14 protein-coding genes and 1 other annotated feature are annotated in these 12449 nt (G+C 38.1%); of the genes, 13 read left to right on the forward strand and 1 reads right to left on the reverse strand.

What is annotated here, in order from left to right; genetic code table 11:
- Nucleotides 1-452: 452 nt before the first annotated feature.
- The 7 genes from MKY30_RS17580 (at nucleotide 453) to pheA (ending at nucleotide 5741) form a co-directional block, all read left to right on the forward strand.
- Nucleotides 453-1532 (forward strand): serine hydrolase domain-containing protein, encoded by a 1080-nt coding sequence (locus MKY30_RS17580; RefSeq protein WP_339286101.1) that lies wholly within the window; start codon nucleotides 453-455, stop codon nucleotides 1530-1532.
- Between the two features lie 121 nt (nucleotides 1533-1653).
- Nucleotides 1654-1728, forward strand: a sequence feature (ribosomal protein L21 leader region).
- Between the two features lie 15 nt (nucleotides 1729-1743).
- On the forward strand, nucleotides 1744-2052 hold the full coding sequence (rplU, locus tag MKY30_RS17585; RefSeq protein WP_147207905.1) for a 50S ribosomal protein L21: 309 nt from the start codon (nucleotides 1744-1746) through the stop codon (nucleotides 2050-2052).
- 17 nt (nucleotides 2053-2069) lie between these two features.
- A complete protein-coding gene (locus tag MKY30_RS17590; protein ID WP_147207904.1) occupies nucleotides 2070-2399 on the forward strand; it encodes a ribosomal-processing cysteine protease Prp in 330 nt (109 codons plus the stop codon).
- 14 nt (nucleotides 2400-2413) lie between these two features.
- Nucleotides 2414-2704 (forward strand): 50S ribosomal protein L27, encoded by a 291-nt coding sequence (gene rpmA, locus MKY30_RS17595; protein ID WP_147207903.1) that lies wholly within the window; start codon nucleotides 2414-2416, stop codon nucleotides 2702-2704.
- A 155-nt stretch (nucleotides 2705-2859) separates the two neighbouring features.
- Nucleotides 2860-3393 carry a Spo0B domain-containing protein gene (locus tag MKY30_RS17600; protein WP_147207902.1) on the forward strand — a complete coding sequence of 178 codons (534 nt, stop codon included), beginning with the start codon at nucleotides 2860-2862 and terminating at the stop codon, nucleotides 3391-3393.
- Nucleotides 3394-3395: 2 nt separating this feature from the next.
- Complete coding sequence (gene obgE / locus MKY30_RS17605) at nucleotides 3396-4676, forward strand: GTPase ObgE (protein WP_339286104.1); 1281 nt, start codon at nucleotides 3396-3398, stop codon at nucleotides 4674-4676.
- A gap of 216 nt (nucleotides 4677-4892) precedes the next feature.
- Nucleotides 4893-5741, forward strand: a complete 849-nt coding sequence (gene pheA / locus MKY30_RS17610) for a prephenate dehydratase (protein ID WP_147207900.1) — start codon at nucleotides 4893-4895, stop codon at nucleotides 5739-5741.
- Between the two features lie 104 nt (nucleotides 5742-5845).
- On the opposite strand, the gene MKY30_RS17615 is transcribed toward pheA, so the two are convergent.
- Complete coding sequence (locus MKY30_RS17615; protein ID WP_147207899.1) at nucleotides 5846-7468, reverse strand: BCCT family transporter; 1623 nt, start codon at nucleotides 7466-7468, stop codon at nucleotides 5846-5848.
- A 524-nt stretch (nucleotides 7469-7992) separates the two neighbouring features.
- On the opposite strand from MKY30_RS17615, the gene safA reads away from it, so the two are divergent.
- The 6 genes from safA to MKY30_RS17645 all read left to right on the forward strand — a co-directional run bounded on the left by safA (nucleotide 7993) and on the right by MKY30_RS17645 (nucleotide 12447).
- Nucleotides 7993-9186 carry a SafA/ExsA family spore coat assembly protein gene (gene safA, locus MKY30_RS17620; RefSeq protein WP_339286105.1) on the forward strand — a complete coding sequence of 398 codons (1194 nt, stop codon included), beginning with the start codon at nucleotides 7993-7995 and terminating at the stop codon, nucleotides 9184-9186.
- Nucleotides 9187-9254: 68 nt separating this feature from the next.
- Nucleotides 9255-9749 (forward strand): YhcN/YlaJ family sporulation lipoprotein, encoded by a 495-nt coding sequence (locus tag MKY30_RS17625; protein ID WP_198048570.1) that lies wholly within the window; start codon nucleotides 9255-9257, stop codon nucleotides 9747-9749.
- 84 nt (nucleotides 9750-9833) lie between these two features.
- Nucleotides 9834-10565 (forward strand): YebC/PmpR family DNA-binding transcriptional regulator, encoded by a 732-nt coding sequence (locus MKY30_RS17630; protein ID WP_156985393.1) that lies wholly within the window; start codon nucleotides 9834-9836, stop codon nucleotides 10563-10565.
- Nucleotides 10566-10624: 59 nt separating this feature from the next.
- The gene (gene ruvA, locus MKY30_RS17635; protein ID WP_339286108.1) at nucleotides 10625-11233 is read left to right on the forward strand and encodes a Holliday junction branch migration protein RuvA; all 609 of its coding nucleotides are present in this window, start codon (nucleotides 10625-10627) and stop codon (nucleotides 11231-11233) included.
- Nucleotides 11234-11248: 15 nt separating this feature from the next.
- Nucleotides 11249-12256 carry a Holliday junction branch migration DNA helicase RuvB gene (gene ruvB / locus MKY30_RS17640; protein WP_147207895.1) on the forward strand — a complete coding sequence of 336 codons (1008 nt, stop codon included), beginning with the start codon at nucleotides 11249-11251 and terminating at the stop codon, nucleotides 12254-12256.
- Nucleotides 12256-12447, forward strand: coding sequence for a DUF2905 domain-containing protein (locus MKY30_RS17645; protein ID WP_147207894.1), 192 nt, complete (start codon nucleotides 12256-12258; stop codon nucleotides 12445-12447). The genes ruvB and MKY30_RS17645 overlap by 1 nt, the downstream gene beginning before the upstream one ends.
- Nucleotides 12448-12449: the final 2 nt, after the last annotated feature.

Here is a 12449-nt window from a genome sequence, read left to right on the forward strand (position 1 = left end):
TGCATGAAAGATAAAAACGGACATTACTTAATAATAAATTTTCTTGGCTGCAGCATTAGTCTATTTATAAATTAAGATATAATAACTCAACTTTCGCGCCTAAAAAAATGTACTTATTGTAGTGATAGGTTTTGATCGCTCCTTTCATCTGTCTCTTGACAAAGCATAAACCCTATCTAGAAAGAAGGTAACGTGTATGGACACCGCTGCGGCGGGCCGTTTTGCTTTTCAAGTTAGCTGAAGCCGTCCCCATGGAAAGCGGAGTGGTTGGTTGCAGGAGCTATACACAATCTTCATTTCAAAAGTAAGATAATTTAACAAAATGCAAGCAGGATAATGAAGAACATGTTTAACCTAGAATGGCAAGGTGTAGATGCTTATTCTCAGGTGCGAAAGTTGAGTAATAATAGGTAAGAATATTGAATTATGTATTAGAGGGGAGTGTATTTATATTGAGCAATATAAAAAGTTATCAAGATGAATCAGAGCATAATTCAGATATCATGTTGAATATTGATAAATATTTGAGTAATTCTGTTGATAATGAGGAGGTTCCCGGTGCAGTAATATTAATTGTGAAGGATAAGAAAGTGCAGTTGCATAAAGAGTATGGCTTTTCTCAAATTATACCTTATTCATTGCCAATGAATAAGGTATCGATTTTTGATATAGCCTCATTAACAAAAGTGGTTGCTGTTTGGCCGGCAGTTATGTTCTTGATAGATAAGGGATACATAAATATGAATGATGAATTATTTCGCTTTTATGGGGATGAAATAGATTCAGAACTCAAATATACAACGATATTTCAACATTTAACGCATACTTCCGGTCTTTCTGAGAGAACTTATTTAAAGCAATTTGGCAATAATAAAAAAGACATTATGACAGGACTGTTAAAGGATGGTCTAGAATATCCTCCTGATAAACAGGTTATCTACAGTAACAGGGGTTTTATTATTTTGGGTGATATTATAGAAAAAGTCAGTGGAATGAGCCTTGATCGACTCGTGAAAGAAAATATTTGGGATGTTCTGAATATGAACGATACAATTTTTAATCCAGACCAAAATTTAATTGAAAGAATTGTTTCAACAGAATTTTATCCGGCTGACAATCTGGTTAAGCGTGGAACTGTGCATGATGAGAATGCAGAACTGTTAGACGGAATTGCCGGGCATGCCGGAGTATTTTCAACAGTAGGTGATATAGGCAAATTATGCGCTATGTTATTGAATTCCTTAAGCGGAGAAGAAAATAAAATTATTTCTCAAAAATTAATAAAGGATTCATTTATTAATTACACAACACAATTAAATGAAAGCAGGGGATTAGGCTGGGCAATATTCCATAAATCTGAAAATAGTAAGATTGTCGGGCACTATGGTTTTACCGGTACAACAATATGGATTGATTTAAAGAAAAATATGTATACAGTTCTTCTGACAAACAGAGTCCACCCAAGTAGAGAAAACAAAAATATTCATTCTATACGGGCATATGTGAAGGAGCTTTTAATGAGCGTGAAATAGTTTTTGAAATATAAAAGCTTCCATACTATATTATTGTTAAGAGTTTTTATCTAAGATCATTAAAAAAGGTTGACAATGGAACCCGTAAAATGATAAGATTTATCTGTTATTCTAAGTAGCACCCGTGCTACAACCGCGCAGAACAGGTCTTAAAACTGTAAACTGCAGTACCTGAATGGCGAGTCTGAGTTAAATGAGGAGGTGCATATAAATGTACGCAATTATTGAAACTGGTGGTAAACAAGTTAAAGTAACTGAAGGACAAGAAATCTATGTAGAGAAGGTTGCTGGTGAAGTAAATGACACAGTAACTTTTGAAAAAGTCCTATTCGTCGGAGGAGACGATGTGAAGGTTGGTGCTCCATACGTTGAGGGCGCATCTGTAACAGCTAAGGTTGAAAAGCATGGCCGTCAAAAGAAAATTGATGTTGTGAAGTTCAAGCCTAAAAAGAACTATCATCGTAAACAAGGTCATCGTCAGCCATACACAAAACTTGTAGTTGATAAAATCAGCTTATAAGGATTCTGTTATTCATAATGATTCAAATAACTGTTTTTCAATCAGATAATCAAGTTACAGCATTTGAACTTACTGGACATGCAGAGAGCGGTCCTTATGGATATGATCTTGTATGTGCTGGTGTTTCAGCTGTGACATTTGGCGCTGTGAATGCAATTATGAAGTTATGTGAGACAGACCTCAATATCGATCAGGGAGCTGACGGCGGTTATCTTTCTGTCCAGCTTCCAAAGAATATAAGCTCCGAAAAACTTGAAAAGATACAATGGTTAGTACAGGGGATGATTGTCTCCTTAGAAACTATTGAAGAAAGTTATGGGGAGCACGTTCGACTGAATTTCTCATAAGGAGGTGCATTTTTATGTTACGTCTTGATTTACAATTTTTCGCATCTAAAAAAGGTGTAGGTAGCTCTAAAAACGGTCGTGATTCACAATCAAAACGACTTGGTTCTAAACGTGCTGATGGACAGTTTGTAACTGGCGGTTCAATCCTTTATCGTCAACGCGGTACAAAAATTTATCCAGGTGAGAACGTTGGCCGCGGTGGAGATGACACTCTTTACGCTAAAATCGATGGTGTTGTAAAATTCGAACGCTTCGGTAGAGACCGTAAAAAAGTTAGTGTTTATCCTGTAGCTAAAGAAGCATAATGCTTGGTTAACAGTATAGTTAAGGAACAAAGCAGGCTGTCGAGATAAACTCTCGGCAGCCTGCTTTCATTTCCCGGATATTGTCGGATGCTTCTGTTTTACTGCTTTTGATTTACTGTGTTTTCTGCTATACTCAATTTTAATGAGGTGAAGGAATGGACGAAAAGGAGACAGTTCGTATAATACAAAAATACAGACATGATTTAATGAACCGATTACAAATTGTTTCCGGTTATTTAACTATGGGGAAAGCGGATAAGGCAAAAATGAATTTAGATAATGTTCTGGAATACTATGAAGAAGAACGGAAACTGATGCGGTTGAATGCTGATAAGCTTATGATATGGATTTTACAATTTGAAGATACATATCCTGCCTTTGCGTTAACGTATTATGTAGATTTACTCGAACCTTCTATGAAAAAGATTGATGAGCAGGAGCTTCTTTCATCCTGTGAAAAGCTATTAGCTTTTTTGTCAGAAGCTGCACAAGATTTACTGGTATACGATCTTGTTCTTCATATTGAAGAGCAAGAAACACAATGGGTAATTAGGATGGTTATAAAAGATATCATCCTTGAGAAAATAAGTATTGAGAACATAGAACAGCAACATGGTGTTTCTGTAACACAGGAAAAAGAAAAAACGAATTTTGAATGGAATTTAGCAAAAGAAGAAAGAGGTGATTAGCAATGTTTGTCGATCAGGTGAGTGTATATGTAAAAGCCGGTGATGGCGGAAATGGACTGGTTGCGTACCGTCGTGAGAAATATGTTCCAAAAGGCGGGCCAGCAGGCGGAGACGGCGGGAACGGAGCAAATATTGTCTTTAAAGTAGATGAAGGTTTAAACACATTAATGGATTTCCGATATAACCGCCATTTTAAAGGGAAACGCGGTGAAAATGGCATGAGCAAAACACAGCATGGCAAAAATGCTGCTGCCTATGTTATCCCTGTGCCGCCGGGAACTACGGTAATAGATGAAGATACAGGCGAAGTCATTGCCGATTTAACAAATCACGAGCAAGAGGCTGTAATTGCAAGAGGCGGACGTGGAGGAAGAGGTAACACAAGATTTGCCAGTCCACGTAATCCAGCTCCAGATATGGCTGAAAATGGTGAGCCTGGTCAGGAGCGTAATATTAAAGTTGAGTTGAAACTGATTGCTGATGTGGGATTAGTAGGTTTTCCGAGTGTGGGTAAATCTACATTGCTGTCTGTAGTGAGTGCTGCCAAGCCAAAAGTTGCTGCTTATCATTTTACAACAATTGCTCCTAATTTGGGAGTTGTTGATACAGGAGATCAGCGAAGCTTTGTGATGGCAGATTTGCCCGGCTTAATTGAAGGCGCTTCTCAAGGAGTCGGACTGGGGCATCAATTCCTGCGACATGTAGAGCGTACAAGAGTGATTGTACATGTTATTGATATGGCAGGAACAGAAGGACGCGATCCTTATGAGGACTATGTGAAAATTAATGAAGAGCTTGCTGCATATGATAAGAAGCTTTTAACAAGACCGCAAATCATCGCTGCTAATAAAATGGACATGCCGGATGCTGAAGAAAATTTGAAAGAATTTAAAGAAAAACTTGGAGAAGAGCTCCCTATATATAGAATTTCAGCCGTAACAAAAGATGGCTTGAGAGATTTATTATTTGCAGTGGCAGATAAGCTGGAAGAGATTCCGAAATATGAACAGGAGATAGAACAGGCTGATGAAACAGTTGTCTATCGTTATCAGAAGGAAGAGGATCCTTTCCATATAACAAGAGATCCAGATGGTGCTTTTGTACTTTATGGCCACCGGATCGAGACATTGTTTAAAATGACCGACTTTCAGCACGATGAAGCTGTTCAGCGTTTCTCCCGCCAGCTAAGAGGAATGGGTGTTGACAAGGCACTGCGTGAACGCGGAGCACAAGACGGTGATACTGTCCGACTGTTAGATTACGAATTTGATTTTATTGAGTAGCTTTGAAATGACAAACTCCAAGTGCTAAAAACGAAAACTCTAATACTTGAGCCCCTTAACAAAGAAGACTTGCTGATGCCGGATTACAGGTGCGGACAGGACGATATAGCTGTACTAAGGAGCAGACGGCAAGTTTCGCTATGGTACAATCCGGGCTCAAGTCTTTACATTTTTAAACAGGCACTTTAAAGTTTTTATATTTAGGAGGAAATAAAGTTGACGAGTATTGGTTATTTAGGACCTAAAGGAACATTTACAAAATTAGCAGTAGACGCAACTTTTAATGGTGAGCATAAAGAATCTTTTAAAACAATTCCGGAATGTATCGATGCAGTAGATAAAGGAGAAATTGACATCGGGGTTGTTCCATTAGAAAATGCAATTGAAGGAACAGTACAGCTGACCGTTGATTATTTAATTCATCAAGTGCGAATACCTGTAGTTGGAGAAATCGTTGTACCAATTCAACAGCATTTGCTTGTACGCAGTGATATTATTCGCAAAGTATCAGAAATAGAAGAGGTGCATTCACATAGCCATGCTATAGCGCAATGTCACCAATATCTGCATCAGAATTTAAAAAATGCCAAAATAGCCTTTACGTCTTCAACCGGAAGAGCAGCAGAAATAGTCAGCGGTTCTGACAGGCCTATTGCAGCTATTGGAAATCGTTCAGCTGCTGAAGAGTATGGCCTGGAAATATTTAAAGAAAATATTCATGATTATCCAAATAATCATACCCGTTTTCTAGTTCTTTCTCATCAGCCGGAGAAGGTCAAAATAAAAAGTGAGGCAAAAGGCGAAAAAACAACGTTTCTAATCACTTTACCGAGTGATAAAGCTGGGGCGCTTCATCAAATTCTTTCTGCATTTGCTTGGCGTAAATTGAACTTATCGAAAATCGAGTCCAGACCTACAAAGACTGGTTTAGGCAATTATTTCTTTATTATTGATGTGGATCAGAAATACGATGATGTTTTGCTGCCTGGTGTTAAGGCTGAGCTTGAGGCACTTGGATGTGAGGTAACTATTTTAGGGTCGTATTCCGTTTACAATATCTTATAAATGAAAGCTTTTTATTGATGTTTAAAGCCTCTGATATATAAATTTAATAATCCAAGAAACAGGAAAAAAGTGCTGAACACATGGTATCAGCACTTTTTTCCTGTTTATATTCCTTTTGAATTATCTTTTCTTTTTTCTCTATATGTTTCCAATGTCTTTTCATATTCCTCTGGAGAAGTTTCCAGATACGTTTGCATCCTTTTCTTATTAGGTGTTATTGTCAGGCCTAAGAATTTTCTTTCTTCGTTAGCAATCTTGAAGAAGGATATAACCAGTAAGATAACAACCAGACTGAATGGCAGAGCAGCTATGATTGCGGCTGACTGCAGTGCATCGAGCCCGGTTTCTCCACCTGCTAAGAGAAGAATAAATGCAATAGCTGATAAAGAAACTCCCCAAACGATCTTTACTCTTCCAGCTGGAGTTAAAGATCCAAATGAAGTTTGCATTCCTAAAACGAAGGTTGCTGAGTCTGCTGAAGTGATAAAGAATATTGCCACGAGCAGAACTGCAACAATGGATAACACTGTACCCATAGGGATTTCATTAAAAATGCCAAACAATTGTGTTTCCGGAGGCATATCAAATATATGTGGTGCACTTTGTCCGACAGAAATACCTGTAACTCCAAATACGCTAAACCATAAAATACCAATAATGGTCGGTACAAGAAGGACAGCTAAAATAAATTCGCGAATTGTCCGTCCTTTGGAAACCCGTGCAATAAAAATTCCTACAAATGGGCTCCAGCTCATCCACCAGCCCCAATAATAAATAGTCCATTGAGACATCCATTCACTTTTTTGCTGATTCAGCGGAGCAACATCTAATGCGTTATACATAAAGTTTTGCAGATAAGCACCAGTACCGCTTGTCATCATATTTAATATTAAAATAGTTGGCCCAACAATTAATATGATAAGAAATAAAATTCCGGCTAATACCATGTTGACATTACTCAGGTATTGAATTCCTTTACTTAATCCGCTCCATGCACTGATTAAGAACAATACAGTTACCACAGCAATAATTATTGCTTGTACAAAAATATTATTAGGTATGCCGAATAAGTAGTTTAAACCGCCGTTAATCTGCATAGCGCCTACACCTAGTGATACTGCAACACCGATAACAGTTGCGAAAACTGCCAGGACATCTACTAGAGTACCTAATGGACCATCAACCCGATCGTGGAATAACGGGCGCAATGCTTTAGATAAAAGCCCGACCTCTCCTTTTCTAAACTGCGAATATGCAAGCGAAAGGGCAACAACACCGTATATAGCCCAAGCATGAAAGCCATAATGTAAAAAGGTTGAACGCATAGCTTCAAGCATAGCTTCATTTGTTTCTGGATCCTCTGTAGGTGGTGCAAGATAATGTGAAACAGGTTCAGATGCACCATAGAACACTAATCCAATACCCATTCCAGCACTAAATAACATTGCAAGCCAGGAGATTGTTTTAAATTCCGGTTTATCCTTTGGTTTTCCTAATTTTAAAGTTCCAATTGGGCTGAAAATAAGAAATACACAAAAGAATACAAGTATAGTTGTAAGAATCATGTAGTACCAGCCAAAATTTTCAGTAATCCAGGATGATATATTACCGGCAACTTGTCCAAATCCATCCGGAAATACTGCTCCAATAATTACTAAAATGCCAATTAAAATAGAGGCATATAGAAAAACATTGGACATTTTTCTTTTCTTTGAGATTTTACTCATAATTTGCTCCTTCCTGTATTTAAACAATCTATAAATACAAAATTTAATATTGTATTTTTTAGACTTTCACATCCTAACAAGTATCCAAAATAAAATCAAATGCTTTGAAGATACCGATGAAACTAAAAACGTACGTTATACCAGCCATAAAAAGGACAGTATGAAATAAATCTTTGTGTCTTTTCGGCAATGACAAGATAGTTGTTATAGAATATGCTATTACCTCTCTATACCTTTATTAAGTAAAAAATAAACTTGTGGTATCAGGCAGTACAATCTTTTTAATCAAAAACAGCATGAATGATTTGAAACAAAATTGCTGTTTTTAGTATGCGCAATTTTAACTTTTACATTTATAAAGTGGATAAGTCAGGTTTTTCTTTTTCCATTTAAAGCACTTAAAACTTAAAAACAGCTTTGTAAACATTCATAAGCCCAGTGTGCAACTTTTTTCTATTATGTGCATATGCTGATATAGAGCATTAGCCCATTTCAATTATGAAAGGGAAAGGAGTTCGTTACTTTTGAAAATACACATTGTACAGCTTGGAGATACGTTATGGAAATTGGCGGAGAAGTATAATGCTTCTTTTGAGGAATTGAAAAAGGTAAACTCACACTTAGCTAATCCGGAAAAGCTTATGCCTGGAATGAAAATAAAAATACCAGGGGCAACAAAACAAGTGCAAAAAGGAACATCAAAAAAGGAACAAATGACACCGGTGTCCAAGAAGGAAAAGACAACCAAAAAAGAGCAAAAGACATTACCTTCTAAAGAAGAGGTAAAATCTGCAAAAAAAGAACAGACAAAACCGGTCCAGAAAGAAGAAAAGAAAAAAACAGAGCATCCATATAAACAAAAGACACCGACACCAATCGCTGTATTAAAAGAAGATGATCAAAAAGAAAAGAAAAAAGAACAATTTGAAGCAGTTATGCCCAAAATGCCCAAGGTTCCTTCTATGCCCATTTTAGAAAAGGAACCAAAATCGATGCAGAAACCGATAAAGAAAGAAGAACCTCCTAAAAAGCAGCAAAAAGAAAAAACTACACCAAGCATGGAGCAGACTGCCGGTAAAGAAGTACCACAACAGCAGGAGGCCTTTGAGTTTGAAGCTTATCAGCATCCACCAGCAATCCCTTGTGAACCAGTGCCTTTTTGTCCACCGATGATGCCGGTATTTTTCATGCCTTGTCCACCGATGCCTCATTTTAATCCGTATGGTATGCACCCGGGTATGCAGCAGGGATTTCCAATGATGCCTCCTATGCATGCAGGTGGAGACTGCGGCTGTGGGGGGAATCAGAATCAATCAGGGCCGATGCAGGCTACTTTCAACCCGGTAATGGGATTCAATGAAATGCAATATGAAGGTGGACATCAGCAGTTTCAAGGGATGATGCCTTATCAGCCGGAACAGACTGTAAATCAGATGAATCGGCAAGGACCTGCACCTGATATATATACATCAGCAAATAACGCAACAGCTTCCAAGCAGACTATGGATAATAGTCCTGTCTCACCTGACAAACCAAGCCAGATGCCGACATCGGCATCATTTATGGATGATATAAGAAGGGATCCAGGGGTTGCAGAGAATCGGCAGTATGCTTATTTTAACCCGACACCATTATCCAATTCACCAGAAAATTCATTCTATCCAAAGCCGCCATTCTTTCCTGAACAGTCTAAAGATAAGCATGATTCCAGTTCATAACAGCATTAAATTAGATGTCTAAAAAGTCCTTCCTTATCCATACTAACAGTATAAGGGAGGATTTTATTATGCTGAAAATACAATATATGATTTATGCGATATCCATTTTATTATTACTGACAGGCTGTACAGGTACATCTACAGAAAGAAATGCAAGCAAAGAACAGCCTGTTCAGCCAATTCACTATGAGGAAAATAAAGGACAGGTACCCTCAGAAAACAATGTTGAAAGGCAAAATGAACCGCCATCATTAGAATCCTTTGATAAAGAAGAGTCAGCAGCATTTCAAGAATTACTTCAGGAGAATGTAGATGTGGAAGATGTACAGGTTGTTACAACAGAGGATCGTGTTGTTGTTGCAATTCAAATGAAAAAAGGGACAGATAATCGTGACTTTGAGGAAGTAAGTGACGATATAGAGCATATTTTGCATACAGATAAAAAGCTGTTTATTTATAACAATGTAGCGAAATGGGAACGGGTAAAAGATTTTAATGCACGTAATGAAGGGAATCAGATGGGGGAAGATATGGAACGTCTGTTTCAAAATCTTTTTGAATAGTTATGGCGAAAAGATGGTTTTCCTTTTCTGATGGGACTTTTTTTGATATAGTAAAAAAAGAGTTTCGAGAGAGGAGTATGTCTAATGGCTGGACATTCCAAGTGGAAAAATATACAAAAGAGAAAAAACGCACAAGATGCAAAAAAAGGTAAAATTTTTATGAGGCATGCAAAAGATATCTATCTTGCTGCGAAAAGCGGTGGAGGAGATATGGATACCAATGCTGCTTTAAGAACAGCTGTTGATAAAGCAAAGGCTGATAATATGCCAAATGATAATATAGAGAGAAATATTAAAAAAGCAACTGGTACGCTGGATGGTGCCACTTACGAGGAAATTACGTATGAAGGGTACGGACCCGGCGGAGTTGCTGTGATTGTAAATGTATTAACTGATAATAAAAATCGTACCGCTGCTGAAATTAGACATGCTTTTAAAAAGAATGGCGGAAACCTTGGTGAAAATGGAAGTGTATCCTTTATGTTTGACCGTAAAGGCTATATTGTCGTTGAAAATACAGATGGCTCTATTGATGAAGATACAATTACTTTAGATGCACTGGAAGCAGGAGCAGAAGATGTCAGCGTAGAGGATGGAGCCTATGAAATCTTCACGAGCCCTGAGGATTACCAAGATGTGGTCTCTTATTTAGAAGAACAGTCCTACAAACTGGCTGATGCAGAAGTCACTTTAATTCCACAAAATTTCAATTCTCTGTCTTCGGAAGATGAAGAGAAAATGATGAAGCTGGTGGATGCGCTGGAAGAAAGCGAAGACGTACAGGATGTTCATCATAATCTGGAATCGAATGAATAAACTTCTATTTATAAATAGAAGTTTATTCATTGATTTGTCCAGAACAAAAGGAGCTTAAAATGATTGCATATATAAATGGAAAGCTTAGTTCAATAAAAGAAAATGCTGTCATTGTGGATGTGCATGGGATTGGGTATGAGATTATTTGTCCCAATCCTTATATATTTGAACCGCAAATGAATCAGCAAGTCCAAATACATACGTATCATCACGTCAGAGAGGATGCGCAAATCTTATTCGGTTTTCGGAATACAGATGAGAAATACTTATTTACCAAGCTTATCTCTGTTTCAGGGATTGGTCCTAAAGGAGCTTTAGCAATTTTAGCCGGTGTAAATATTCATGGATTTATTGCAGCAGTGGAAAATGAAGATGAAAAGTTTTTAACAACCTTTCCAGGGGTAGGGAAGAAAACCGCGCGTCAAATTATTTTAGACTTAAAAGGAAAACTGGTGAACGACTTTGCAATAGGAAGTACAGCTGAGGAATCTGAAAAAGTAAGCAGCACACAAGAGCGGCAAATCGTGTCTGAAGCACTAGACGCTTTAAAGTCATTAGGCTTTACACCGAATGAACTGAAGAAAATTACACCGCAGCTGAAGTCGGACAGTACATTAAAAAATACAGACGAAGTCATCCGCAAAGCATTTAGTCTATTAGCAAAATAGAAGGGAGTGTTATTATTGGATGAACGTATGATAGATGGAAATCTGCATGAAGAAGATGTATCCATCGAGCAAAGCCTGAGACCATTGCAATTAGATGATTATATTGGACAGTCTAAGGTAAAGGAAAATTTAAGTATATTTATTCAGGCTGCAAAAATGCGCGAAGAGCCGCTTGATCATGTATTACTATATGGACCGCCGGGACTCGGAAAAACAACGTTAGCCTCTATTATTGCTAATGAGATGGGTGTTCAATTCAGATCTACTTCTGGTCCTGCCATTGAGAGAGCAGGAGATTTAGCAGCAATTCTTTCTTCCCTGGAGCCGGGAGATGTATTATTTATTGATGAAGTACATCGGCTTCCGAGATCAGTTGAAGAAGTGCTGTATCCAGCAATGGAAGACTTTTTTATCGATATTGTCATAGGCAGTGGTCCGAGTGCGCGTAGTGTCCGGATTGATTTGCCGCCTTTTACATTAGTAGGAGCAACAACACGGTCAGGGCTGTTAAGCGCGCCGCTGCGTGACAGATTTGGTGTTCTTAGCCGGCTGGAATATTATGAAGTAGCCGACCTGCGCCGGATTGTAATGCGCACAGCCGATATATTTCATATGACAATTTCAGAAGATGCGGCAGTAGAAATTGCCCGCAGATCCAGAGGAACACCTCGTATTGCAAACCGATTACTGAAAAGAGTACGTGATATCTCACAGGTGAAGGGCGAAACAGAGATTAGCTTTGAAACAACCAGGCAGGCCTTGAAAATGCTGCAAGTCGATGATGCAGGATTGGATCATATTGACCATAAGCTGTTAAAAGCAATTATTGAAGGGTTTAACGGCGGACCTGTTGGACTAGACACGATTGCAGCGACAATTGGCGAGGAATCGCAAACCATCGAAGAAGTATATGAGCCCTTTCTGCTTCAATTAGGTTTTATCCAGCGGACTCCAAGAGGAAGACGGGTTACGGCTAAAGCTTATGAGCATCTTGGCATTCCAATCGTAAATGGAGAAGAATAATGGGGAAAGTATTTATTATTGCAGGGATTGTTCTGATTGTAATTGGTTTACTTTGGTCATTTATCGGGAGACTGCCAGGTGATTTCACATTTCAAAAAGGAAATATGACCTTTCATTTCCCGTTAATGACTTCTATTCTTGTTAGTGTTGTACTAACTCTGATCCTATTTATTATAAGCAGATTTAGATAAGG

Origin of the sequence: Oceanobacillus sp. FSL W8-0428 (assembly GCF_038004405.1) — a bacterium.
Classification (GTDB): Bacteria; Bacillota; Bacilli; order Bacillales; family Amphibacillaceae; genus Oceanobacillus; species Oceanobacillus sojae.